This window comes from Umezawaea sp. Da 62-37, from assembly GCF_032460545.1.
Lineage (GTDB): Bacteria > Actinomycetota > Actinomycetes > Mycobacteriales > Pseudonocardiaceae > Umezawaea.
In genome coordinates this window covers 2896205-2920050 of the sequence record NZ_CP135965.1, presented here as the reverse complement: position 1 = coordinate 2920050, position 23846 = coordinate 2896205, and the positions used below count along the sequence as shown (strand labels likewise).

The 23846-nt window shown below is 71.5% G+C and carries 21 protein-coding genes; 9 read left to right on the top strand and 12 right to left on the bottom strand.

Annotated features, from left to right (window positions below):
- Positions 1-12: 12 nt before the first annotated feature.
- Entirely contained in the window at positions 13-348 is a 336-nt protein-coding gene (locus tag RM788_RS12655) for a hypothetical protein (RefSeq protein WP_315931825.1), read from the bottom strand.
- Positions 349-381: 33 nt separating this feature from the next.
- A complete protein-coding gene (locus RM788_RS12650) occupies positions 382-978 on the bottom strand; it encodes a sigma-70 family RNA polymerase sigma factor (RefSeq protein ID WP_399343423.1) in 597 nt (198 codons plus the stop codon).
- A gap of 149 nt (positions 979-1127) precedes the next feature.
- Between RM788_RS12650 and RM788_RS12645 the strand changes: the two genes are divergently transcribed.
- The 3 genes from RM788_RS12645 (at position 1128) to RM788_RS12635 (ending at position 4846) form a co-directional block, all read left to right on the top strand.
- The gene (locus RM788_RS12645) at positions 1128-1784 is read left to right on the top strand and encodes an NADPH-dependent F420 reductase (protein ID WP_315931824.1); all 657 of its coding nucleotides are present in this window, start codon (positions 1128-1130) and stop codon (positions 1782-1784) included.
- Complete coding sequence (locus RM788_RS12640; RefSeq protein ID WP_315931823.1) at positions 1784-3706, top strand: maleylacetate reductase and hydroxyquinol 1,2-dioxygenase domain-containing protein; 1923 nt, start codon at positions 1784-1786, stop codon at positions 3704-3706. The genes RM788_RS12645 and RM788_RS12640 overlap by 1 nt, the downstream gene beginning before the upstream one ends.
- A gap of 114 nt (positions 3707-3820) precedes the next feature.
- Positions 3821-4846, top strand: a complete 1026-nt coding sequence (locus RM788_RS12635; RefSeq protein WP_315931822.1) for a GDSL-type esterase/lipase family protein — start codon at positions 3821-3823, stop codon at positions 4844-4846.
- Here RM788_RS12635 and RM788_RS12630 read toward each other — a convergent pair.
- Both RM788_RS12630 and RM788_RS12625 read right to left on the bottom strand, forming a co-directional pair.
- Positions 4809-5165 (bottom strand): hypothetical protein, encoded by a 357-nt coding sequence (locus tag RM788_RS12630; RefSeq protein WP_315931821.1) that lies wholly within the window; start codon positions 5163-5165, stop codon positions 4809-4811. The genes RM788_RS12635 and RM788_RS12630 overlap by 38 nt on opposite strands.
- A complete protein-coding gene (locus RM788_RS12625; protein ID WP_315931820.1) occupies positions 5078-5707 on the bottom strand; it encodes an enoyl-CoA hydratase/isomerase family protein in 630 nt (209 codons plus the stop codon). The genes RM788_RS12630 and RM788_RS12625 overlap by 88 nt, the downstream gene beginning before the upstream one ends.
- A 111-nt stretch (positions 5708-5818) precedes the next feature.
- Here RM788_RS12625 and RM788_RS12620 point away from each other — a divergent pair, with 111 nt between their 5' ends.
- Positions 5819-6190, top strand: coding sequence for a winged helix-turn-helix transcriptional regulator (locus RM788_RS12620; protein WP_315931819.1), 372 nt, complete (start codon positions 5819-5821; stop codon positions 6188-6190).
- 1074 nt (positions 6191-7264) lie between these two features.
- Here the strand turns inward: RM788_RS12620 and RM788_RS12615 are convergent.
- The 3 genes from RM788_RS12615 to RM788_RS12605 all read right to left on the bottom strand — a co-directional run bounded on the left by RM788_RS12615 (position 7265) and on the right by RM788_RS12605 (position 10491).
- Complete coding sequence (locus RM788_RS12615) at positions 7265-9130, bottom strand: ABC transporter ATP-binding protein (RefSeq protein ID WP_399344972.1); 1866 nt, start codon at positions 9128-9130, stop codon at positions 7265-7267.
- 118 nt (positions 9131-9248) lie between these two features.
- On the bottom strand, positions 9249-9452 hold the full coding sequence (locus tag RM788_RS12610) for a cold-shock protein (RefSeq protein ID WP_106189155.1): 204 nt from the start codon (positions 9450-9452) through the stop codon (positions 9249-9251).
- 322 nt (positions 9453-9774) lie between these two features.
- Positions 9775-10491: a PP2C family protein-serine/threonine phosphatase gene (locus tag RM788_RS12605; protein WP_315931817.1), complete on the bottom strand. Its 717-nt coding sequence runs from the start codon at positions 10489-10491 to the stop codon at positions 9775-9777.
- Between the two features lie 176 nt (positions 10492-10667).
- Between RM788_RS12605 and RM788_RS12600 the strand changes: the two genes are divergently transcribed.
- Positions 10668-13169 carry a M14 family zinc carboxypeptidase gene (locus RM788_RS12600; RefSeq protein ID WP_315931816.1) on the top strand — a complete coding sequence of 834 codons (2502 nt, stop codon included), beginning with the start codon at positions 10668-10670 and terminating at the stop codon, positions 13167-13169.
- Here the strand turns inward: RM788_RS12600 and RM788_RS12595 are convergent.
- Positions 13166-16087 carry an AfsR/SARP family transcriptional regulator gene (locus tag RM788_RS12595; protein ID WP_315931815.1) on the bottom strand — a complete coding sequence of 974 codons (2922 nt, stop codon included), beginning with the start codon at positions 16085-16087 and terminating at the stop codon, positions 13166-13168. The genes RM788_RS12600 and RM788_RS12595 overlap by 4 nt on opposite strands.
- Before the next feature lie 511 nt (positions 16088-16598).
- Between RM788_RS12595 and RM788_RS12590 the strand changes: the two genes are divergently transcribed.
- Both RM788_RS12590 and RM788_RS12585 read left to right on the top strand, forming a co-directional pair.
- Positions 16599-17336 (top strand): carbonic anhydrase family protein, encoded by a 738-nt coding sequence (locus RM788_RS12590; protein ID WP_315931814.1) that lies wholly within the window; start codon positions 16599-16601, stop codon positions 17334-17336.
- A gap of 94 nt (positions 17337-17430) precedes the next feature.
- Positions 17431-18369, top strand: a complete 939-nt coding sequence (locus RM788_RS12585) for a phosphotransferase (protein WP_315931813.1) — start codon at positions 17431-17433, stop codon at positions 18367-18369.
- Positions 18370-18371: 2 nt separating this feature from the next.
- Here the strand turns inward: RM788_RS12585 and RM788_RS12580 are convergent, their stop codons facing one another.
- Complete coding sequence (locus tag RM788_RS12580) at positions 18372-18884, bottom strand: DinB family protein (protein ID WP_315931812.1); 513 nt, start codon at positions 18882-18884, stop codon at positions 18372-18374.
- A gap of 179 nt (positions 18885-19063) precedes the next feature.
- On the opposite strand from RM788_RS12580, the gene RM788_RS12575 reads away from it, so the two are divergent.
- The gene (locus tag RM788_RS12575) at positions 19064-19525 is read left to right on the top strand and encodes a MarR family winged helix-turn-helix transcriptional regulator (protein WP_315931811.1); all 462 of its coding nucleotides are present in this window, start codon (positions 19064-19066) and stop codon (positions 19523-19525) included.
- Between the two features lie 57 nt (positions 19526-19582).
- Here RM788_RS12575 and RM788_RS12570 read toward each other — a convergent pair whose 3' ends face one another.
- The gene (locus RM788_RS12570) at positions 19583-20344 is read right to left on the bottom strand and encodes a VOC family protein (protein ID WP_315931810.1); all 762 of its coding nucleotides are present in this window, start codon (positions 20342-20344) and stop codon (positions 19583-19585) included.
- Between the two features lie 173 nt (positions 20345-20517).
- Entirely contained in the window at positions 20518-21462 is a 945-nt protein-coding gene (locus tag RM788_RS12565) for a ribose-phosphate diphosphokinase (RefSeq protein ID WP_315931809.1), read from the bottom strand.
- Positions 21463-21532: 70 nt separating this feature from the next.
- Here RM788_RS12565 and RM788_RS12560 point away from each other — a divergent pair, with 70 nt between their 5' ends.
- Positions 21533-22426, top strand: a complete 894-nt coding sequence (locus tag RM788_RS12560) for a LysR family transcriptional regulator (RefSeq protein ID WP_315931808.1) — start codon at positions 21533-21535, stop codon at positions 22424-22426.
- Here RM788_RS12560 and RM788_RS12555 read toward each other — a convergent pair.
- Positions 22416-23636, bottom strand: a complete 1221-nt coding sequence (locus tag RM788_RS12555; protein WP_315931807.1) for an MFS transporter — start codon at positions 23634-23636, stop codon at positions 22416-22418. The genes RM788_RS12560 and RM788_RS12555 overlap by 11 nt on opposite strands.
- Between the last annotated feature and the right edge of the window lie 210 nt (positions 23637-23846).

Sequence of the window (23846 nt, the reverse complement as noted above, 5' to 3'; positions counted from 1 at the left end):
CCGTTTCCGGCTTCAGAGGCTCCACTCGTGACTGCGGTCGGCGTCACCGGTCCCGTTCAGCAGTGCACGCGCCGTGATCAACTCGGCCCGCCCCTCGGCGGCCCGCCCGTCGCTGAAGTGCCCGAACGCGACACCGAGGTGCCTGCGGGCCAGCGCGACGCCGCCCGAGGGGTCGCGCTCCGCCACCGCGGCGAGCTGGTGCTGCACCGCGGCGACCCGGACGGCGAAGTCGATCATCACCTGGTTGATGACCAAGCACGGGTCGGGTGAGGTGCCCGCGCGCAGCACCTCGCGGACCGCCGCCTCGACCGCGGAGCGCAATACCAACTCGGGGCTCTCGTCGTTCACCGCGTGAATGTAAATCGGTTTCTGGACACTTGCCTAACTTCCGGGAACACCCACCGCTTTGCGCAATTGGGTCAACGCCCGGTGCTGAGCCACCCGAATGGCTCCGGGTGTGGACCCGATCGCCTCGGCTGCCTCGTCCGCGGACAGCCCGAGCACTACTCTCAGTACCAGGATTTCCCGCTGGCGGTCCGGAAGTGTCCGCAACAAACCACCCATTCGAGTGGACAGATCGTCGAGCATGGCCCGCTCCTCGGGACCGGCCGCCACCTCCTCGAAGTCCGGCACCTCCGACATGGGCTCGACGCGGTTCTTCGCCGACGCGCGGTGGGCGTCCGCGACCTTGTGCGCGGCGATGCCGAAGACGAACGCCAGGAAGGGTCTGCCCTGGTCCCGGAAGGTCGGCAGCGCGGTCAGCACCGCGAGGCAGATGTCCTGGGCCACGTCGTCAGCCGAGCCGAACGTCCGCTCGTGGCGCCCCACCCGAGCCCGGCAGTAGCGCACCACCACCGGTCTGACCGCCTCCAGCAGCGCCCTGGTCGCCACCTGGTCACCGCCGACCGCCCGCCGCACGACCTCGGGGTCCGGACCGGGATCGCCGGACTCGGGTAAGCGCGCCACCGACTGGTCCACCCCGTTCCTCGGATTCGCGAGGATCCTCCCCCCGCGCCGGAGAGGCGCGACCGCACTCTTGCGGGCCCGGCGGAATGATCCGGATGGCGGTGCGCGTTGGACCGGCTGAAGGCAAGCTGCACCCATGCGATTCGACGGGGAGTGACTCGATGAAGATCGGCATCATCGGAGCGGGGAACATCGGCGGCGCTCTCACCCGCAGGCTGACCGCGCTCGGGCACGACGTGTCGGTGGCCAACTCGCGCGGACCGGAGACGCTCGCGGACCTGGCGACGCAGACCGGCGCGAAGGCCGTGCTGTTCACCGAGGCGGCCCGCGGCGCCGACGTCGTGGTCGTGACCATCCCGCTGGGCAAGGTCGCCGACCTGCCCGAGGGCCTGCTGGACGAGGCCGCCGAGGGCGTGGCCGTGATCGACACCGGCAACTACTACCCGAAGCGCGACGGCCGCATCGCCGCGATCGAGGACGGCACCACCGAGAGCCGCTGGGTCGCCGACCGGCTCGGGCACCCGGTCGTCAAGGTGTTCAACGGCATCTACGCCCTGCACCTGCTGGAGAAGGGCGTCCCCGCGGGCACCGAGGGGCGCATCGCGCTGCCGGTGGCGGGCGACGACGAGACGGCGAAGGCGGTCGTGCTGGCGCTCGTCGAGGAACTGGGCTTCGACGCCGTCGACGCGGGCGGCCTGGACGAGTCCTGGCGCCAGCAGCCCGGATCACCCAGCTACGGTGCGGACGCGACACTCGACACGCTGCCCAAGCTGCTCGCCGACGCGAGCCCCGAACGAACCCCGGAGTTCACCGCCTGATGAAGCCCTTCGTCCACGAAGTGCGGTCGACCCGCGTCGTCTTCGGCTCCGGCACCATCTCGCAGGTGCGGGCGGAGGTGGAGAGGGTCGGCGGCAACCGCGTGCTCCTGCTGGCGAGCAAGCGGCTGGACGACGTCGCGCAACGGGTCGGGGAGTCCCTCGGCCCGCTGCTGGCGGCGCGCTTCGACGGCGCCGCCATGCACACCCCCGTCGAGGTGACCGAGCACGCCCTGGGGGTGCTGCGCTCCAACAGCGCCGACTGCGTGGTCGCGATCGGCGGCGGCTCCACCACCGGGCTGTCCAAGGCGCTGGCCGCACGCACCAACGTGCCGCAGGTCATCGTGCCGACCACCTACTCCGGGTCCGAGGTGACCGCGGTGCTCGGCGAGACGGCCGAGGGCCGCAAGACCACCCGGTCCGCGCCGGAGATCCGACCGGAGACCGTGGTCTACGACGTGGACCTCACCCTGAGCCTGCCCGTCGAGCTGTCGGTGACCAGCGCCGTGAACGCGCTCGCGCACGCCGTGGAGGCGCTGTACTCGCCGCAGTCCGAGCCGATCACCGACTCCATCGCGCTGGACGCGGTCGCCCGCATCTCCAGGGGGCTGCGCGCGCTGGCCGCCGATCCGTCCGATGTGGACACCCGCGCCGACCTGCTGACCGGCGCCTGGCTCGCGGGCACCTGCCTCGGCTCGGTCGGGATGAGCCTGCACCACAAGATCTGCCACACCCTCGGCGGCTCTTTCGGCCTGCCGCACGCCGAGACGCACACCGTGGTCCTGCCGCACGTCATGGCGTACAACGCGAAAGCCGTCCCCGAGGTGATGGAGCGCATCGCGGGCGCGCTCGGCGTGCCGGACGCGCCCGCCGGCGTGTTCGACCTCGTCGAGTCGGTCGGCGGCCCGACCTCGTTGCGGCAGCTGGACTTCCCGCTGGAGGACCTCCCGCTCGCGGTCGAGCTGTCCACCTCGCGGGTCTACCAGAACCCGCGCGAGGTGACGGGGGAGGGCGTCGCCGCGCTGCTGTCCGACGCGTGGCACGGCAAGCGGCCCGCGAGCCGCGTCCCCGACCTCGGCGGGCTGACCGACGAGGTGGTCGCGAGCTTCGCCCGCACCCCGGACCCGCGCGTCCGGTCGCTGCTCACGGACCTGGTGCGGCGCCTGCACTCCTTCGCCACCACCAACGACCTGACGCAGGCCGAGTGGCAGGCGGCCGTCGACTTCCTGACCAGGACCGGGCAGATCAGCAGCGACGTGCGGCAGGAGTTCGTGCTGCTGTCGGACACCCTGGGCCTGTCCAGCGCGGTCGACGCCCTGACCAACTCGCGGACCCCCGACTCGACGCCGTCCGCGGTGCTCGGACCGTTCTACGTGGACGGTCCGCCGGTCGTCGAGTCCGGCGCCGACCTGGCCGAGGGCATCGCGGGAATCCCGCTGTGGGCGGACATCCTGGTCACCGACCCGGCGGGCGTGCCCCTGGCGGACGCGGTCGTGGACGTCTGGCAGGCGGACGACGACGGCTTCTACGACATCCAACTGCCGGACCTGGACGGCCCGGTGCTGCGCGCCCGCTTCCGCACCGGCGCCGACGGCCGGTTCGCGTTCTGGTCGATCCTGCCCTCGGCGTACCCGATCCCGGCCGACGGCCCCGTCGGGGAGATGCTCCGGGCGACCGGACGGCACCAGTACCGCGCGCCGCACCTGCACTTCATGATCTCCGCGCCCGGCCACCAGAAGCTGATCACCCAGCTGTTCGTCGCGGGCGGCGACCACCTCGACTCCGACACCGTGTTCGGCGTGAAGGACGACCTCGTCGTCGACTTCGTCCCCACCACCGGGCCGACCCCGGACGGCCGGGTGGTCGACGGCGGGTGGCGGCGGCTCGACTTCGCGTTCCGGCTGGCCAGGACGACCGGTTCGTGAACCCGAACCCGCGGTGTTTGGGGTCCGTTCGGTCCATTGTCGTGCGGTAACACCGAGATTACGGTCATTTTGCGTCGACCGGCGCGAAATGGCCGTGATCTTCCTGGAGTCGCCATGCGCGTCGGTGCGCTACGAGCAGTACTCGCCGCTTTCGTCCTGACAGCGGCCATCGCCCAACCCGTGTCCGCCGCCCCGGCCGACACCCGGCCGACCGCGATCGTGTCGCTCGGCGACAGCGCCATCTCCGGCGAGGGCGCGGGCGCCTACGAGTCCGGCACCGAGGGCGAGAACGGCAACTGGTGCCACCGCTCCACGCGGGCGCTGGTGCACCAGACCCACGTGGCCGACCGGACGTTCAACCTCGCCTGCTCCGGCGCCGACTCGGCGAACGTGTCGCTGGCCGACACCGTGCACTACACCGAGGGTTCGCAGGCCAGGCGCCTGATCGACATCGCCCGGCAGAACCGCGTCACCACGGTCGTCCTGCAGATCGGCGCCAACGACGACCCGCAGTTCGCGGACACCATCGTCGGCTGCATCGAGGCCTGGCTGAACCCGTTCGGCTCCTCCTGCCGGTCCAGCCTCCAGACCCAGTGGCCCGCCCGGCTCGCCGCGATGGCGCCGAAGGTCGAGGCCGCCATCGCCGACGTCCGCTCCGCCATGACCCAGGCCGGCTACGCCAACTCCTCGTACAGCTTCGTCCTCACCTCGTACGCCTCGCCGCTGACCGAGAAGATGGACTCCGTCCTGCACGGCCCGTACGGCTGCCCGCTGCGCCTGGCCGACGCCCAGTACGGCCGGACCGTCGCCGTGCCCCAGTTCTCCGACGCCCTGCGCGGCGCCGCCACCCGCGCCGGCGTGAAGTTCCTCGACTTCGCCCGCGCCACCGAGAACCACGAGGCCTGCAGCAAGGGCGCCAGCTCCGCCGGTGAGTGGCAGCGCCGCATCACCGTCGACCCCGACGCCCTCGTGCACGGCGGCCTGGACGCCATCGGCATCCACCTCGCCCAGCAGTCCTTCCACCCCAACGCCGACGGCCACGCCCAGCTCGGCCGCTGCGTCACCGAGTTCGTCCAGGCGGGCACCAACAGCGCCCGCTGCCTCATCGGCGCCGACGGCAACCTCCACGCCGTCGCCTGACCCCGCCGACGGCCCGGCGTCCCCCTCCCTCCGGGGGCGCCGGGCTCCACAGCCCCCGGAGCATCCCCTCCAGGTCCCGCTCGCCGTCACGGGTCTGGGCGCCGTGCGCCAGCCCACCGCCGATCAACCGTCCCGCCGCGGGCCGGAACACCTGCCCGACCCAGGCGTCGTGCTCCCGCAGCAGCCCCTCGGCCAGGTCCTCCGGCCGGATCGCCGCCTTGGCCGCCGCGATCACCCCTTCCGGCAGCGCGGCGATGTCGCGGGCCAGCCGGTCGACGAAGCCGTCCAGCTCGTCGGCCGGAACCGCCGGTTGACCCACCCGTAGCGCTCCGCGGTCTCCGCGTCGTGCAGAGCCGCGCCCAGCACGACCTCCAGAGCCCGGTTCCGCCCGATCCGGCTCGCCAGGTACTGCGTGCCCCCGCCGCCGGGCACGATCCCCATCAGCGCCTCCACCTGCCCCAGCCCGGCCCGCCCGACGGCCGCGAACGCCATGTCCGCCGCCACCACGAACTCCGCCCCTCCACCGCGCGCGATCCCGGCCAGCTTGACGATCGTCACCTGCGGCTGGTGCCGCAGCAGTTCCCCCACCACCTGGAACGCGTTCACCCCGTCCGGCAGGTCGACCGAGAGCCCCGCGACGTCGTCCTCGCCGAGCCCCATGTCGACATGCGCGATGAAGAACTCCGGGTCCGCGCTGTCGAACACGACGACCCGGACCTCGTCGTCGTCGCGCAGCGCGGTCAGCAGATGCCGGAGGTCCGTCATCAGCGCGACGTCCAGGACGTTCACGGGCGGGTTGTCGATCGTCACGCGTGCGACGCCGGCGTCGAGATTCACCCGCAAGGTGGCGTAGGTGTCCATTTGTGCTCTCCGTCCGCAACTAGGTTCCTGATGCATACTCACGGTGCTGCGACGGGTGGACGACGTCAAGAACGCACTTCAGGCATCGCAAGGATCGTGGGGGATACCGACATGACCAGTTCCCAGCCGGTTTTCGTCTACCGCGCCGACTGCCCGAGCCGCCCGATCCTCGACCAGATCGCCGACAAGTGGTCCATGATGATCATGGCCGTGCTCGACCGGCCCCGCCGCTTCAACGACATCAAGCGCCACCTCGAAGGCGTCACCCAACGCGTCCTCACCCAGACCCTCCGCCGCCTGGAGCGCAACGGCATGATCACCCGCCGCGTCCTGCCGACCTCCCCGATCGGCGTCGAGTACGCCCTCACCCCGCTCGGCGAATCCCTCCGCGAACCCTTCGGCCACCTGTACACCTGGACCGTCACCAACGCGGACGAGATCCAGGCGCGGCAAAGGGATTACGACCAACGCACTCAGGGGTGAGTGCGGGGTTTTGTGGTCGCGGTCGTCCCGAGGTGATTCGTCAATCCTCGCGATCGCGGTCGGGTGTGGTGGGTTGGGCTTGATGGCGAAGGTTTGCGGGGCTGAATTCCGCTCCGCTATCGCCGACGAAAGCTCACATTTAGTCGTGCCGGGTGCGGGGATCCCCCCGAATTCCACTCTACCAACGGGGTACGACAATTCCGGGACTTCGGGGTCAAGATCATTTTCTTGTGACGAAATTGTCGGTGCCTTGTCGTAGCATCGGATTCGGGGGTTTCCACGACAGGGCGACCTCCGCCGCCGCGTGCTTGTCCGCATGTTCGGCAAGGTCCGTCCATCGTGGACCTGCGGAAGCCGGGCTGGGGGATTCACCGCCGGGGTCGCCGGGACGCGTTGATGACTGGCTCCGTTCGCCGCTGGTGGACCGCTACGCCACATGCGCAGGCCGGACAGCCGGCGATGCACCGCAGCGCCTGGCGGGTTGGCGGGTTGGCGGGTTGGCGGGTTGGCGGGTTGGCGGGTTGGCGGGTTGGCGGGTTGGCGGGTTGGCGGGTTGGCGGGTTGGCGGGTTGGCGGGTTGGCGGGTTGGCGGGTTGGCGGGTTGGCGGGTTGGCGGGTTGGCGGGTTGGCGGGTTGGCGGGTTGGCGGGTTGGCGGGTTGGCGGGTTGGCGGGTTGGCGGGTTGGCGGGTTGGCGGGTTGGCGGGTTGGCGGGTTGGCGGGTTGGCGGGTTGGCGGGTTGGCGGGTTGGCGGGTTGGCGGGTTGGCGGGTTGGCGGGTTGGCGGGTTGGCGGGTTGGCGGGTTGGCGGGTTGGCGGGTTGGCGGGCCAGTCCGATCAGCCACGCGTCAAAAACTGTCGGTGCCCCGCCGTAACATCGGATTCGGGGGGCCTGCACGACAGGAGTACCCCGGCCACTGCGCGCGCCGAGCTGGCCAACCGCGTGCCGCCAAGACGCTCAAACGCTTGCGCCGCACCCGCCTCCGACCTCATCACCCCAACTCAGCGACCCAACCGACCTGCCACCCCAGCCATGCCCGGAAGCTCAACCACCCAGCCCAACTCCCCAAAAAATCCTCAAGCCGCCGAACTCTCCTGGCTGAACTGCGTCCGGTGCAGTTCCTCGTACCGCCCACCCGCCGCCAACAACTCGGCGTGCGTCCCCCGCTCCACGATCCGCCCCTCCTCGATCACCAGGATCAGGTCCGCCGCCCGGATGGTCGACAACCGGTGCGCGATCACCACGGAGGTCCGCCCGGCCAACGCCTCGCTCAGCGCCTCCTGCACGGCGGCCTCCGACGTGGAGTCCAGGTGCGCCGTGGCCTCGTCCAGCACGACGACCCGCGGTCGCGCGAGCAGCAGCCGGGCGATGGTCAGCCGCTGCCGCTCCCCACCCGACAGCCGGTAGCCGCGCTCGCCGACCACCGTGTCCAACCCGTCCGGCAACCCGGCGATGAGCGACTTGAGCCGCGCCCGCTCCAACACCTCCCACAACTCGGCCTCCGACGCGGAAGGCGCGGCGAGCAGCAGGTTGGCGCGGATCGACTCGTGGAACAGGTGCCCGTCCTGGGTGACCATCCCCAGCGTCGAGCGGATCGAGGCCGCGGTCAGGTCGCGCACGTCGACGTCCGCGAGCCGCACGGAACCCGAGTCGACGTCGTAGAGCCGGGCCGCGAGTTGGGCGATGGTGGACTTGCCCGCGCCCGACGATCCGACGAGCGCCACCATCTGGCCGGGTTCGGCGCGGAACGACACGTCGTGCAGCACGTCGACCCCGCCCCTGCTGTCGAGGGTCGCGACCTCTTCCAGCGAGGCCAGCGAAACCCGGTCGGCGGACGGGTAGCCGAAGGTGACGCTGTCGAACTCGATGGCGACCGGCCCGTCGGACACCGTTGTGGCGGAAGACTTCTCGGCGATCAGCGGCTCGAGGTCGAGCACCTCGAACACGCGCTCGAAGCTCACCAGGGCGGTCATCACCTCGACCCGCGCGCTCGCCAGCGCGGTCAGCGGCGAGTACAGCCGGGTGATCAGCAGCGCCAGCGCGACGACCGCGCCGGGGTCCAGCGAGCCGCGCAGCGCGAAGAAGCCGCCTAGGCCGTAGACCACGGCGAGCGCGAGGGAGGAGACGATCGTCAACGCGGTCAGGAACACCGTCTGCACCATCGCCGAGCGGACGCCGATGTCGCGCACGCGCCGGGCGCGGGTGGCGAACTCGGCGGACTCGGCCGCGGGATCGCCGAACAGCTTCACGAGGGTCGCGCCGGGTGCGGAGAACCGCTCGGTCATCTGGGTGCTCATCGCGGCGTCGTGGTTGGCGGCTTCCCGTTCCAGGGCGGCGAGCTTGCCGCCCATCCGGCGGGCGGGCAGGACGAACACCGGCAGCAGCACCAGGGCGAGCAGGGTGATCTGCCACGAGATGCCGATCATCACGACCAGGGTGAGCAGCAGCGTCACCAGGTTGCTGACCACGCCGGACAGGGTGTCGCTGAACGCGCGCTGGGCGCCGATGACGTCGTTGTTGAGCCTGCTCACGAGCGCGCCGGTGCGGGTGCGGGTGAAGAAGGCGATGGGCATCCGCTGCACGTGGTCGAAGACCGCGGTGCGCAGGTCGAGGATCAGGCCTTCACCGATGCTGGAGGACAGCCACCGCGACAGCAGGCCGACGCCCGACTCCACGACGGCGATCACGGCGATGAGGGCCGCGAGGGTGAGCACCAGGTCGAGGGGGCCGCCGTCGTTGATGGTGGTGACGATCCGGCCCGCGATCACCGGTGTGGCCACGGTGAGGACGGCCGCGACGACGCTGAGCACGAGGAAGCGGATCAGCCTGGTGCGGTGCGGGCGGGCGAACCGGGCGACGCGGCGGACGCTCGCCTTGGAGAAAGGTCGGCTGTCCTGGGCGTTCATGACGTGGTGCAACGACATCCACGCGGTGACATCCATGCTCATGGGGCGACCGTAGGACGTCCACCTAGGTCGAGGTCAACGCGATCGACGGCCCCACAACGCGGTGTGGGCCCGCACTCCCCATGGAGTACGAGCCCACAACTTCACGAACAGATCAGACGGTGCGGACCTGCTGGGCCTGGGGGCCCTTCTGGCCCTGGCCGATCTCGAACTCCACGCGCTGACCCTCGTCGAGGGACTTGAAGCCGCTGCCCGTGATCTCCGAGTAGTGGACGAAGACGTCAGGACCGCCACCGTCCTGCTCGATGAAGCCGAAGCCCTTTTCGCCGTTGAACCACTTAACAGTGCCCTGCGCCATGCGACTAACTCCTTGTAAGCCTGAGTCAGGTCCTCACGACGAGGAACCCTGATCTCTCCCGGTATCTTGCCATGTCTGGGTCGGTTTCGCGTGGTCGTACTTGGAAGAGCGGGCCAAATCACATCGTTCACGCTGGTCAAAGCCATATTTTTGGTTCGCAAACCCGTGATTTTCGGGCCGTTCGAGCCGTATTTCGGGCGTGTTGCCACCTGATCGAGTGAACTGGAGGCCCGAAGCGGCCGTGGTGAAACTCGACCGGCTCATGTGATGTGAATCACACATTTTCATGTTTCCTGGCGAAGTGTTCGGAAATGAACCGCTTTCACGTCACGTCGACCACGAGAGCGGTCGCGTTGTCCGTGCCGCCGGCCCGCAAAGCGGCCGTCACGAGCAGTGCCGCGGTGGTTCCGGGGTCGCCCGCGCCCGCCATGACGAGCCGGAAGCCCTCCGGGGTGAGCCGCCCGTGCACGCCGTCTGAGGTCAGCACCAGCCTGCCGGGACCGCGCGGCGCGTGCGCCAGGCCGATCGTCGCGGGCGCGCTGAGCCGCACCGAGTTGGTCACCACGTGCTCCATCCGCGCGGTCGGCGTCAGCCCGTGCCCGCGGAAGTACTCCGCCACCGTCTGGTCGGTCGTCAGCCGGGTCAGCGCCATGCCGTCCCAGAAGTACGCCCGCGCGTCGCCCGCCCACGCCACGGTGAACCCGCCGCCGAGCCTGGGAGCCGCGGCCACCAGGACGGCGTCGCCCGCCAGGTGGTGCTCGTCGTCGGGCTGCCACGCCTCCAGTGCCGCCCGTGCCGCCGCCACGGCGCGGCCCGCCCCGACGTGCGCCGCCTCGCGCGCCGCCGCCGCGGCCGCCAGCCGGGCGGCGTGCCCCGCCCGCTCGGAGTCCCCGATGCCGTCGGCGATCGCGAACGCCAGCCCGCCGGAAACGGGATCGCGGTGGGCGCCGGTGGCGTCGGCGTTGTGCGCGCGACCGCCCCGTTCGCTGCACGCCCCGCTGGTCAGCCGGACCGGCCGCGTCACCTGTTCCACCAGCATGGCGTCCTCCTCGTCGTCCGCTCTGCCTCCATGAAGCCCGCCGAATCGAAGAAACCACCCAGAACCACCTGTAAAGAAGCTGAGAAAGGCCCTACTTCCAGGGGTTCTGCACCGGCTTTCGCCGTGGATACCGTGTCGCGCACGGCGCGCTGCCTGCCGATCGAGGGGTGTGGTCCATGGTGTCCTCCAGACGGAAATCCGTGTTCAGAGCAGTGGTGGCGGTGGGCGTCAGCTCCACCGTGGTGATCGGGCTGAACGCGCCGACGAGCGCGGCCGCGGAGAACGTCCTGCGCGCCGACCGCGCGGTCGCCAGGTCCTGCTTCGCGAACGTCCTCCCCGCCCGCACCCCCGGTGTCGACCGCCGCGAGGTGACCTCCACCGTCGACGGCCTCGTCCAGGCCAGGCTGGCCGCGAAGGACAGCACCGCGGGCGACTGGGACGTCGCGGTGTTCGACAAGACCACCGGCGCGCTGGTCGCCGCCTCCACCGCGTTGGACTCCCGCGAGCTCGCGGAGAGCTTCGTGGTCAAGGGGCAGCAGCTCGTCGTGCAGGGCTGCCGCTACTCCGGCGACGCGCGCACCGCGGTGCTGGGCGTCGACTTCCTGGCCATCACCCCGCAGGGCACGCCCACTCCGGGCGCGGTGGCGGCGGTCGCGCCCGAGCGGGCCGAGCTGGTCCGCGTGTCGACGGCCGACCAGCAGGACAAGAACGAGCTCATCGGGCTCGGGCTGGACGTCACGGAGAAGGCCGACGCGACCAGCGTCGACGTCGTCCTGGCCGGCGGGGCCGACCGGAAGGTGCTGGAGGGCAGCGGTTTCCGGTTCGAGGTCCTGAACGCCGACCTCTCGGCCACCTCGCGCGACAACGCCCGCAAGGACGTCGAGTTCGCCGCGAAGACCAAGGCCACCGGGCTCCCGTCCGGCCGGACGACCTACCGGCACCTGTGGGAGTACAACTTCGAGATGAAGGAGCTGGCGCGCCGCAACCCCGGACTCGTCCAGGCGTTCACGCTGCCGCACCCGACGGTCGAGGGCATCGACGTCGTCGGCGTGGAGATCGCCACCAACGTGGGCAACAAGGCCGACGGCAAGCCCGTCAACCTGCTCATGGCCACCCACCACGCGCGCGAGTGGCCGTCGGCCGAGCACGCGATGGAGTGGGTCTACGAGCTGGTCGACGGCTACTCCCACGACGGCGAGATCCGCGACCTGGTCAAGCGCACCCGCAACATCGTCGTCCCGGTGGTCAACGCCGACGGCTTCTCCATCTCCCGCGAGGCCGAGCCGAGGGGCGACTTCTCCCGGTTCGACTACGAGATGAAGCGCAAGAACTGCCAGGCCTCCGACTCGCCGGAGCAGTACCGCACCGGCGTGTGCAAGGCGAACCCGGCGGGCGCGCAGCGCGGCACCGACCCGAACCGCAACTACGCGGGCTTCTGGGGCGGCGCGGGCGCGTCCACCAACTGGGCGGGCGAGACCTTCCGCGGCGCGGCCCCGTTCTCCGAGCCGGAAACCCGGAACATCCGTGAACTCGTGTCCGCCCGCCAGGTCACGAACCTGCTGACCCTGCACACCTATTCGGGTCTGGTGCTGCGCGTTCCCGGCGTCTTCGGGACCAGGCCGCCGCTCGACGAGCCCGCGAACAAGGCGCTGGGCGACCTGATGGCGTCGCGCAACGGCTACACGAGCCAGCCGTCCTGGGCCCTCTACGACACGTCGGGCACCACCGAGGACTGGTCGTACTGGGCCACTGGCGGTTACGGGTACACGATGGAGATCGGCCTGGACGGGTTCCACCCGCCGTACGAGACCGGTGTCGTGGCCGAGTACCTGGGCCAGGCCCCGGCTCCCGGCGCCGGGAAGGGCGGCAACCGCGCCGCTTTCCTGGACATGCTGAGGAACGCCGCCACGCCCGCCGCGCACTCGACGCTGACCGGTTCGGCGCCGCGCGGGTACGAACTGGCGCTGCACAAGTCCTTCCAGACGCCCACCTCGCCGGTGCGGCAGCCGGACGGGTCGACCGCGCCGCCGATCTACGTGCAGGACACGCTGGACTCGAAGCTGACCGCCACGGGCGGCAGGTTCTCCTGGGCGGTCAACCCGTCCACCCGGCCCTACGTGGCGGGCCGGTACGGGCGGGAACCGCAGGCGCCCGTGCAGCAGAGCATCCAGCTGGCCAACCCGGCGGGCGTGCCCGCCGAGAACACCCGGTACCCGACGGACCAGACCGTCGAACGGATCCCCTTCACCATCAAGGGGATGCCGGAGGTCGACAACGGCAAGGTGGCCGTGACGGTCGACTGGGCGTCGCCGTCGACGGACTGGGACCTGTACGTCCTGGACGCCTCCGGGCAGACGGTGACGTCGTCGGCCAACGGCGGGACGAACACGGAGACGGCCGTGCTGTACGACCCGCCCGCGGGGGAGTACACGGCGGTGCTCGTGAACTACGACCAGGCCGACCCCTCGGCCGTGGACGACTGGGGGACCGGGCGGGTGCAGTTCGAGCCGCCGGTGCCGCCGACCTACGGGCCCAAGGAGTCGTACACGCTCACCTGCAAGGACCGGCGGGGCCGGATCGTCGGTCTTGCCGACGTGTACGTGGACCGCGGGCAGAGCGTCGACGTCGGGGCCGTGTGCACGGACTCGGCTCGGGAGACGAAGGCGCGCAAGCGCTAGCGCGAGGCGGGGTCCCGGCGTTCCGGCGTCGGGACCCCGCCCTCCCGGCCCACGGCGTGCAGCGGCCTGCCCTCGATGCGGGCGCGGATCTCCGTCGGGGTGCCACCGGTCGGGCCGGACCAGGTCAGGTGGTGCTCGACCATGATGGCGAGCGCCTCCTCCCAGGCGGCACGTGCGGTGTCGAGGTCGTGCAGGGCCGCCCTGGCGTCGCCCAGCAGCACGAGGTCGTTGACCTCGCCGCGGCGTTCGTGGACGCCGCGGTGCAGCACCAGCGCGGCCATGAGGTGGGGGGCCGCGATCGCCGGTCGGCCGCGCACGAGGTGGGCCTCGCCGAGCGTGGCGAAGCTGCTCGCCGTGCCGTTGCGGTCGCCGATGTCCCGGTACAGGGAAGCGGACCTGGTGAGCAGCGCGATCGCGGCCTCCGGTTCGCCGAGGCGCAGCTTGCACTCGCCGATGCCCTCTATGGACAGCGCCATGCCGTGGTCGTTGGCCATGGCCCGGTGCCCCTCCAGCGCGTTCTCGTAGTACTTCAGCGCGGTCGGGTAGTCGGCGATGCCGGACGGGCCCGAGTAGGAGAGGACGTCGGCGATGTTCCGCTGCACGTAGGGCCTTTCGCTGTCCCAGCCGAGCTCGTCGATCAGGGGCTCGGCCTCGCGCAGCAGCGCCAGGGCGCGGTTGTTGTCGGCGAGGTAGTAGTACGCGCCCGCCAGGCTCCGCTGGCTGCGCACCTCGCCGTACCGGTCGCCCGCCTCGCGCGCGGCCCGCAGGCCGAGTTCCATGGTGACCGCCCAACTGTGGTGCAGGCCGTGGCGCTGGTAGAACTGCTGCGTGGTCAGCGCCAGCCAGCACGCCCTGGCGGGCAGGCCGTGGGCGATCGCGGTCGCGACGGAACTCTCGATCACGTGCCGTTCGGTCTCGAACCAGGCGAGGGCGTCGTCGTAGTCGCGGGCCGTCTCCGGCGTCACGCCCGGCAGCGGGTCGTCGAGGGGGACCGGCGGCCGCGGCCCCCGCAGCAGCAGGTGGATGGTGTGCGCGGACTGCAGGAGGTGGTCGAGCAGGCGTTCGGCGGCCTCGCGGCGGTCCTCGGCCGAGTCGAGTTCCGCGCCCAGTTCCAGCGCGTAGGCGCGGACGAGGTCGTGGAACTGGTAGCGGCCCGGCTTGTGCTCGGTCATGAGCCGGGTGCGGGTCAGCTCGGCCAGGCCCGCCCTGGCCTCGCGCGGCGGGACGCCGAGCAGGCTGGCGCCCGCGGCCAGCGAGATGTCCGGGCCCCAGTGCAGCGCGAGCATCCGGAACACGCGGGCCGAGGCCGGCGTCAGCGTGCGGTAGGACCAGGAGAACACGGCGCGCAGGTCGCTGGTGTCGTCGTAGCCGAACGCGTCCAGACCGCCCTGCGCGACCTCGAGTTCCTCGGCGATCGAGTGCAGCGGCATGTCCGGGTAGGCCGCCGCGCGCGCCGCGACCACGGCCAGCGCGAGCGGCAGCCGCCCGCACATCGCGACGATCCGGTCCACGGCGTCGGGGTCGCGGGCGCTGCGCGCCACCCCGAGCCGGAGCGCCACCATCGCGCGGGCCTCCGCGACCGGCATGGGGTCCAGTGTGAACGGGTGCGCGCCCTCGTCGACGAGCAGGCCGGTCAGCCGGTTGCGGCTGGTCACGACCACCAGGCAGCGCGGTGAACCGGGCATCAGCGGCAGCACGTGCTCGACGTCGCGGGCGTTGTCCAGCACGACCAGCATCCGCTTGTCCTTGAGCAGGGCCCGGTACAGGGCGGCCTGCTCGTCCGGTTCGGCCGGGACGCGGTCGCCGGGCGCGCCCAGCGCGTACAGGAAACCGCGCAACGCCTCCGCGGGCTCCACGGCGGAGCCGCCGGGGTCGAACCCGCGCAGGTTCACGAACAGCTGGCCGTCCGGGTAGCGGTTCGCGATCTCGTAGGCCAGCCGCACGGCGACCGTGGTCTTGCCCGCGCCCGGCATGCCGTCGATGAGCGCGATCGTCATCGGCCGGTCCGCGGAGTCCAGCGCTCCCAGCATCCGCGTCAGGTCGCCGTCGCGGCCGCTGAACGTCGACAGGTCCCTCGGCAGCTGCGCCGGGCGCACCACCGGCGCCTCCACCTCGAAGGGCGTGCCGATGGGGACCTGCTGCCGCAGCACCCGCCGCTGGGCCTCGCGCAACGCCGGTCCCGGATCCACCCCCAGCTCCGCCGCGAGCCGGGCGGCCGTCGACCGGTACTCCGCCAGCGCCTCTGCCTGGTGGCCCGACGCGCTGAGCAGCAGCACCAGCCGGGCGTGCAGCTCCTCGTTCAACGGGTCGCGCGCGGCCACGGCCCGCACGGTCGGCAGCACGTCCCCGGCGAGACCGCAGGCCAACGCGGCGTCCGCGGCCTCGGCGGCCGCCACCAGGCACTCCCGGTCGACCGCCGTGAACGTCGGATCGGCCCACGAACTCGGCCGCAGCCCCAACCCGCACGGCCCCCGCCACAACCGCAGCGCCTTGACGTAGACCGCCACCGCCTCGGCGCGCTCGCCCCGTGCGACGGCCTCACCGGCCTCGACGACCAGCGCGCGGAACCGCAGCAGGTCGGTCGACTCCGCGTCCACCAGCAACCGGTACCCGCTCCCGTCGCGCACCAGCCACCGCCCGCTCGCGCGCAGCGGCAGGTCCGGCTCCAGCACCCGGCGCAGCTGCCCGACGTGCCGGTGCACCACGTTCACCGCGCTGCTGGGCGCGTCCTCGTCCCACAGCGCGTCCACCAGTTCGCTCAACGGCACCGGCTGCCCGGCCCGCACCAGCAGCACCGCCAGCACCAGCCTCTGCTGCCGCGGCCCGAGATCCAGCTCGTCGGCACCGCGCCACGCGCGCAACGGCCCCAGCACCGAGAACCGCATCCCCGTCGAACTGGTCCGCGCAGCCGAGTCCACCCGATACCTTCCGCTGTCCGAGGCCTGGAGCGCAGGATATCCGCAGAATGGTCCACTGACGCGTCAGATGTCCGACGGACTCACCAGTAGGTATGGCAAGGCCGCTCCCAGCGGCGACACGCGCGTCCGGTCCAGTCCGGACGGGGCAGTGGTCCAGGTGCGGGCAGTCCGCCCAGCCGCGTCGGCGATCGCCGCGCACAGCGCTCCGGCTGGCAACAGGCGGAGGCAACGGCCCCAGTTTGGCGGCCCGGCGTGACCGTCGCGCTCGCGCCCGTGGACGCCTCCCCTGGGCAGTGATCAGCCGTGGAGTAGCGCAGATCACTGGGCGTGGCGTCGAAAACTGTGCGGTTGCTCGATGTCTGAGCCATATGTCCATTTCAGGGGTCTTGCCGGATGGATCACTCGCGTCCCACGATGTGCGAGCTCATTCAGGCGTCACCCGAACGGGTGATCATGCTGACTGTCCGTTGAGGGCCCGCCGGTTCTCCACGGCGTCCGAAAGGTTCTGGTCGTGGCACGCAGAGGCCTCTTCGCCGCTCTCCTCCCCTTGGCCCTCGCCGTCACCGTCGTGACGACCGGCGGTACCGCGCAGTCGCAGGTGCCCAGCCAGAGTCCGATCGACGTGACGCCCGGCTCGGTCAGGATCGATCCCCGCCTGCCGAAGCTGCACGTCGCCTACGGGCACTCGGACCTGGACCTGGAGTACATCCGCAAGGACGCGGCGAGCGCCACCGGCTGCGCCACGCGCGACCACGAGGAGACCGAGGAAGCCTTCGTCACGCCCGGCGCGGCGCACGTCACGCTCGCCGGCGTCCGGTACGAGTTGGAGCAGTTCCACTTCCACACGCCGTCCGAGCACAAGTTCGCGGGCCACTCCGACCCGCTGGAGATGCACTTCGTGCACCGCAGCGCCGAGGGCAAGCTGCTGGTGATCGGCGTGCCGCTGCGCGCGGGCGCACCGTCCACCGTGGACCGGGTGCTGGCGCACCTCACGCCGGAGTGCGGTGAGGACGTGCTGCTCCGGAACGTGGACCTCGACTCGCTGCTGCCGACCAACCGCGCCACGTTCCGCTACAACGGATCGCTGACCACCGCGCCGTTCACCGAGGGCGTGCAGTGGTTCCTGACCACCGAGCAGACCGTGTCGCCCGCGACCATCGCGCGGTTCCAGTCGCTGTTCACCACGGGCAACGCCCGCGCGACCCAGCCGCTCAACGGCCGGACCGTGACCGAGGCCCCGCGCATCTGAGTCCGCTGGGGAACGGGGGCCGTCCGAGGAAGTGGGACGGCCCCCGTGCTCATCGGGAGGCGCTTCACCCGACGCCGGTGGCAGGATGGGCGTTGTGTCCGGAATCCCCACGCCCGAAGACCTGGCCGCCCGCACCGCGCGAGCCGTGGCCGCCGCCGTCGGAGCCGGCCGCGACCTGGGGCTCGAGGTAGGCGACCCGAAGGTCCTGCACGACGTGTTCTCGGTCGTCGTGCACCTCGCCCCGTCGCCCGTGGTCGTTCGAGTGCCCACCGTGCTGCCGCCCGCGCTCCGGGCCGACCCGGTCGCCCTGCACCGCCGTCAACGCGATGAGCTGGACGTGGTCGGCTGGCTTGCCGAGCAGGGGATCCCGGTCATCCCGCCCAGCCCGCTGGTGCCCCGTTCGCCGGTCGCGCGGGACGGCTTCTCCATGACGTTCTGGCGGTTCGTCGAGATCGAGGAGCGCGAACCCGACTACGCGCGCAACGCCGCCTCGACGGTCGCCCTGCACGAGGCCCTGCGCGAGTACCCCGGCGAGCTGCCGTTCCTCTCGTCCTACCAGGGCGCGATCGGGGCGGGCCTCGACGTCCTCGAAGGCCGTCCCGACCTGCTCGCACCGGCCGACCTGGAGCGCGCCCGCGGTGAATGGGCGCGTCTCGAACCGGTCCTCGCCTCGCGCGAGGGCTTCGCCGAGACGTTCCCCGGTGTGGCCGTGCAGACCGTGCACGGCGACTCGCCGCCGTACAACCTGGTCCACACCACGAGCGGCGACCTGCACGCGGACTTCGAGCTGGTGACCGCGGGCCCGATCGAACTCGACCTCGCCATGATCGGCCCCGAGGCCGAGGACGCCTACGACGAGGCCGCCGCCGAACTCGGCCTCCCCACCCTGGACCGCCGGGTGCTGGCCGTCGTGAACGCCGCCGCCCGGCTACAGGCCGTGGCCTGCCTCGCCCTCGTCCCCGAACTCCCGATCCTGGCCGAGGGCCTCAAGCCCGCGCTCGACCTCTGGCGCGCCGCACCCCCGACGGCCTGACGTCAGCCCATCGACCTCTGGCCGTCGATCGTCTCGCGCAGGATGTCGGCGTGCCCGGCGTGCTGCGAGGTCTCGGCGATCAGGTGCAGGAACACCCGGCGCGCCGACCAGCTCTTGCCCGCCTCGAACCACGGCGCCACGGGCAGCGGGTGCGCCACGTCCAGGTCGGGCAGCGCCGCGATGACCTCGTCGGTCTCGCGCGCGACCTCCTCGTACCGCTGGAGCAGCCCGGCGAGCGTCTCGCCCGGCATCATCCGGTGCTGCTCGTCCCACGGCATGGCGTCCTCCTCCATCCGCTCCGCCCCGCCGAGGACGAACCGCAGCCACGCCGCCTCGGTGTTCGCGACGTGCTTGACGAGCCCTCCGAGCGACAGCCTGCTGACGGTGGGGCTCAGTGCGGCCTGCTCGTCGGTCAGCCCCTGAGTGGTGTGCCGCAGGAAGAACCGGTGCTTGCCCAGCGTCTCCAGCAGGTCCGCCCGCTCGCCGGTCCTGGTGGTGGTGATGCTGCCGGTCATGGTGTCCGCCTTCAGGTCGTCCGAGTCCGTCGGTGATAACCCTACGAACGATCGCGGACAGCTTCCGCCCTCGATCGGATCGGCTTTCCACGTCTCGGACGAAACACCCGACAGGTGGGGGCGCGGAGCGGAAACTGGGGTCGACCGCCACGCACAGGGACCACCGAGGAGACCGCCCCATGGCAGCGCGCACCGGACGGACGGCCTCCGAACCGGACCTCGGGGTCCTGGCGGGACGCCTGCTGTCGGCGGTGCGGCAGGACCTCTTCACGACCCTGGCGGAGAAGGGCTTCACCGATCTCCGGCCCAGGCACGGCACCGTGCTCGCCCACCTGAGCAAGAACGGCGTGCGCGCCACCGACCTCTCCCGCCTTTCGGGCGTGCACAAGCAGGTGATCGGGACCGTCGTCGACGAGCTCGAACGACTCGGCTACGTCGAGCGCCGCCCCGACCCGGCCGACCGCCGCGCGAAGCTCATCCTCCCCACCGGCCGCGGCCTCGCCCAGATGCGCGCCGCCGCCGCCTTCATGGCCGCGGCGGAACGCCGCCACGCCCGCCGCCTCGGCCCGGAGACCTACGCGCGGTTCAAGCTCCTGCTCGACGACGTCGCGGAACACCAGCGCCGCAGGGCTTCCCGCTGACGGCGGAGCGCCCGCGCCCACCGGGGTGGACGCGGCCGCTCCGCCGTGCTCGGGGGATCAGGCCTTGGTGGACGCGTCGATCACCGCGAACACGGCGCCCTGGTCGTCGCTGACGACGGCGGCCCGGCCGTTGGGGCTGTCGGTCGGCGGCATGACGACCCAGCCGCCGAGCTCGGCCACCTTGGCGACCGCGGCGTCGGTGTCGGACACCGCGAAGTACGTCAGCCACGCCGAGGGCGCGTCGCCGTAGGCGCCGCCGATGCCACCGATGGTGTCGCCGCCCAGCGAGATGGTGGCGTACTGGGAGTCGTTGTCGCTCAGGTCGGCGTAGCTGTACCCGAACACGTCGGCGTAGAACTTCCGAGTGCCGTCGAAGTCGCGGGTGGTGTTCTCGCTCCACGTGACGGAGCCGCTCTCACCGGTGACCTGGAGCCCGGTGTGGGCCCCCGCCTGCCAGATGCCGAACATCGCGCCCGCGGTGTCGACCGCGATGGCGATCCGGCCCTGCTCCTCCACGTCCATGGGCGCGACGACCACGTGCCCGCCCGCCTCGAAGATCTTGGCGGCGGTCGCGTCGGCGTCGTCCGTGGCGAGGTAGGTCGTCCACTGCGGCGGCTGGGCCATGTCCTGCTGGGCGCCCAGACCGGCGGCGTTGCGGCCGCCGAGCGTGGCGGTCCAGTACCCGAGCACGGCGGTCTCGAGCTTGTCGACCTCCCAGCCGAAGAGCCCCGAGTAGAAGGCCGTGGACTTGTCGACGTCCGCGCCGAGGTCGGCCCAACACGGCGTTCCTGCGGGCCATGACGTCTCGCGAGTGACCATTTCTTGCCTCCGGGGAGTCACGGATGTGGTGCTCCGACGGTATTGCCGGGCACCTCGCGGTGTCGCCGGTCGCGGACGTCGACAGGGGTGGGCAGGGGACGGCTAGGGGCTGTTTCCCGGATTTCGTTCGATGAGAGCCCGGCTATCGCGGACACGGATCCGGGAAACAGTCCCTAGGGGGCTTCGAACAGGGTGCTGACCGACTCGCCGTTGTGGATGCGCCGCATCGCCTCGGCCAGCGGCCCGGCCACCGACAGCACCTTCAGCTTCGGCACGTGCTTCTCCGCCGCGATCGGCACGGTGTTGGTGCACACGATCTCCAGCACGTCCGGCTCGGCGCCGAGCCGTTCCAGCGCGCCGTCGGAGAACAAGCCGTGCGTGCACGCGACGCGGATCGTGCCGCTTTCCCGTTCCCGCAACCGGTCCAGCAGCTCGATCACGGTGCTGCCCTTGGCGATCTCGTCGTCCAGGACGATCACGTCCTTGCCGCGCACCTGGCCGATGACGGCGCTGATGTGCACCTTGTCGTCGGCGAACCGCTGCTTCGCGCCCGCCGCGACCGGCACGCCGAGGATGCGGGCGAAGTGCGCGGCCTCCTTCGCGTTGCCGAGGTCGGGGGAGACCACGACGGTGTTGCTCAGGTCGTACTGCTTGAAGTGGGCGGCCAGTTCCCGCAGCGCGTGCAGGTGGTCGACGGGGATGCTGAAGAACCCGTGCACCTGCGGCGAGTGCAGGGTCATCGCCAGCACCCGGTTCGCGCCCGCCGTGACGAGCAGGTCGGCGACCAGCCGGGCGCCGATGGAGATGCGCGGGGCGTCCTTCTTGTCCGACCGCGCGTAGGCGTAGTGGGGCATGACGACGGTGATGCGGGCCGCGGAGGCCCCGCGGGCGGCGTCGAGCATCAGCAGCAGCTCGACCAGGTTCTCCTGGACGGGTGGGACCAGCGGCTGGATGATGAACACGTCCCGCTCGCGGCAGTTCGCCTGGAGCTGGACTTCGAGGCAGTCGTTCGCGAACCGCTGGACGCGGGTGGGCAGTAGTGGCGTGCCGAGGTGGGTGCAGATCTCGGCCGCGAGGTCGGGATGGGCAGTGCCGGTGAAAACCGCGATGTCACGCACCTGATCAGCCTAATCGCGGGTGCTCGCCGTGCTTCCCGCCGGGCGCGCGGGGGCGTGTGATACTCCGCCGATGGAGCTGCGCCACCTGGAGTACTTCGTCGCGGTCGCCGAGGAGCTGAGCTTCACCCGCGCCTCGCGCAGGCTGCGGGTCGTGCAGTCCGGCGTGTCCACGGTGATCCGCGCGCTGGAACGCGAGCTCGGCGCGCCCCTGTTCGACCGGTCCACGCGCGACGTGGCGCTCACCGACGCCGGCCGGGCCCTGCTGCGCGAGGCGCGCGCCACGCTCGACGCCGCGCAGGCCGCCCGCGACGCCGTGCAGGAGGTCGTGGCGGGCATCCGGGGCACGATCAACCTGGGGACGATGACCGGGCTCCCGCTGGTCGACCTGCCGGGCCTGCTCGGCCGCTACCACCTCGAGCACCCCGAGGTGACGATCAGGCTGCGCGCGGCCACGAGCGGGACGAGCGGTCTGGCCAAGTCCCTTGTGGACGGTGAGCTGGACGTGGCCTTCCTGGCGCTGGCCGACTCCCCGCCCGCCGGGCTGGCCGCCCGTGAGCTGGTGGTGGTGCCGATGGTGCTGCTGGTCCGCGGCGACCACCCGCTGGCGGGGCGGGAACGGGTGAGGCTGACCGACCTCGCGCACCTGGACTTCGTCGACACCCCGCCGGGCTGGGGCAACCGCGTGATCGTCGACCGGGCGTTCGCGGCGGCCGGGGTCGAGCGGCGGGTCACCGTGGAGGTGGCGAACCTCGGCGCGGTGCCGGACTACGTGCACCAGGGCCTCGGCGTGGCACTGGTGCCCGACTGGGACCTGAGCTGCGCGGACGACGTGCACCCGATCGCGCTGTCCGGAGTGGACCTGCGGTGGACGCTGTCCCTCGCGACGTCCGGGACCAGACGGCCGAGTGCCGCGCTGCGCGCCCTGCTGGCCATGGTGGACCAGTACGTCCGGGCTAGTCCTTGAGCAGCCTGCGCCCAGCTGCCACCGAGATGACGAGCACCGCCGCGGAGAAGCCGAGCAGCGCGTACTTCGCGGCGACGAACTGGGTTGCGGCGCCGAGGATCAGCACGGGCACGGCCAACCCGACGTAGCCCGCCAGGAACAGCCCCGCCAGCGCCTCACCGCGCGAGGTCGGCGACGAGAGCGCGGCGACCGTCGAGACGGAACCCTTGAACAGCACGCCGATCCCCGCGCCCGCGGCCACACCGCCGACGAGGAACAGCGGCAGGCTCACCACGAACATCGACAGCGTGACGACCGCCAGGCCGACGCCCATCGTCGCGATCCCGATCGTCAGCTGGTGGCGCGTCTCCTTGCGGCGGAACAGGATCTGGGTCGACGCGGCGGCGCCGAACACCAGGAAAGCTACACCGCCGGCGAGCGCACGCGACGGCAGGTGCAGGGTGGTCGCGACGAACGCGGGCGCCAGCGACGTGAACAGGCCGAGGGTGGCGAAGGCCGCGAACGCGGCGGCACCGGCGGCGAAGTAGTGCGCCCGCGCCAGTTCCGGCACCGACACCCGCTGCGGGCGGTAGGTCCGCGACTCCACGACCACCGTCTCCGGCACGAACGCGACCGTCGCGGCGCTCACCAGCAGCAGCACCAGGAACACCGCGTACGGCGTGGTCAACGGGCCCGTGACGTACTGGGCCAGCACCCCGGAGACCAGCGGTCCGACACCGAGCCCGCCGAGGTTCGCGGCCGTGGCGACCAGTTCGGCGCGCCCCAGCCCCGCTCGCGGCCGGTGCGAGCGGTGCAGTTCGGACAGGTACGCGGTCGCGGTGGCGGTGATCATGCCGACGCCCACACCCGTCAGCAGCCGGGCGATGAACAGTTCCGGCACGGTGGTGGCGACCATGAACAGCACGGCCGACGCGGCTTCGAGCAGCAGCGCGGGAACGAGGACCTTGCGCCTGCCCACCCAGTCGCTGACGTGGCCCGCGAGGAACAGGCTGAGCACCACGCCGATCGCGTACGCGGCGAACAGCACCGTGACGACGAACGACGAGAAGTGGTCGCGCTGCTGGTAGAGGACGTAGAGCGGGGTCGGCACGGTGGAGTAGGCCATCGCGACGAGGAACGCGGACGCGATCACCCAGAACCCGGAGCCCGCGCCGACCGGGCGGCGGCCGGGTGCCCCGGTCAGGGGGAGCGCGGTGGTGGGGTTCGACATGGCTGCTGCCTCCCGGACGTGGAATTCGACCTCGCCAGCGTGTGCCCGCGCCGCCATCACGTCCAACGAAAATTGCTGCTGGCATTGATCTCGTTCATTGATAAGCACAGGTGGGAGGAATGGTCATCGGATGGGGATGACCGCTGTCACAGCAGGTGGCGCCGTTGTCCGCCGGTCCGGAATCCCTCTTCGATAAAAAGGTCGGAGAAC

Coding starts and splice junctions, on each gene's coding strand:
- RM788_RS12645 (WP_315931824.1), top strand. CDS start 1,128: ATGAAGATCGGCATCATCGGAGCGGGGAACATCGGCGGCGCTCTCACC.
- RM788_RS12640 (WP_315931823.1), top strand. CDS start 1,784: ATGAAGCCCTTCGTCCACGAAGTGCGGTCGACCCGCGTCGTCTTCGGC.
- RM788_RS12635 (WP_315931822.1), top strand. CDS start 3,821: ATGCGCGTCGGTGCGCTACGAGCAGTACTCGCCGCTTTCGTCCTGACA.
- RM788_RS12625 (WP_315931820.1), bottom strand. CDS start 5,707: ATGGACACCTACGCCACCTTGCGGGTGAATCTCGACGCCGGCGTCGCA.
- RM788_RS12620 (WP_315931819.1), top strand. CDS start 5,819: ATGACCAGTTCCCAGCCGGTTTTCGTCTACCGCGCCGACTGCCCGAGC.
- RM788_RS12615 (WP_399344972.1), bottom strand. CDS start 9,130: ATGGATGTCACCGCGTGGATGTCGTTGCACCACGTCATGAACGCCCAG.
- RM788_RS12610 (WP_106189155.1), bottom strand. CDS start 9,452: ATGGCGCAGGGCACTGTTAAGTGGTTCAACGGCGAAAAGGGCTTCGGC.
- RM788_RS12605 (WP_315931817.1), bottom strand. CDS start 10,491: ATGCTGGTGGAACAGGTGACGCGGCCGGTCCGGCTGACCAGCGGGGCG.
- RM788_RS12600 (WP_315931816.1), top strand. CDS start 10,668: ATGGTGTCCTCCAGACGGAAATCCGTGTTCAGAGCAGTGGTGGCGGTG.
- RM788_RS12580 (WP_315931812.1), bottom strand. CDS start 18,884: ATGACCGGCAGCATCACCACCACCAGGACCGGCGAGCGGGCGGACCTG.
- RM788_RS12575 (WP_315931811.1), top strand. CDS start 19,064: ATGGCAGCGCGCACCGGACGGACGGCCTCCGAACCGGACCTCGGGGTC.
- RM788_RS12570 (WP_315931810.1), bottom strand. CDS start 20,344: ATGGTCACTCGCGAGACGTCATGGCCCGCAGGAACGCCGTGTTGGGCC.
- RM788_RS12560 (WP_315931808.1), top strand. CDS start 21,533: ATGGAGCTGCGCCACCTGGAGTACTTCGTCGCGGTCGCCGAGGAGCTG.
- RM788_RS12555 (WP_315931807.1), bottom strand. CDS start 23,636: ATGTCGAACCCCACCACCGCGCTCCCCCTGACCGGGGCACCCGGCCGC.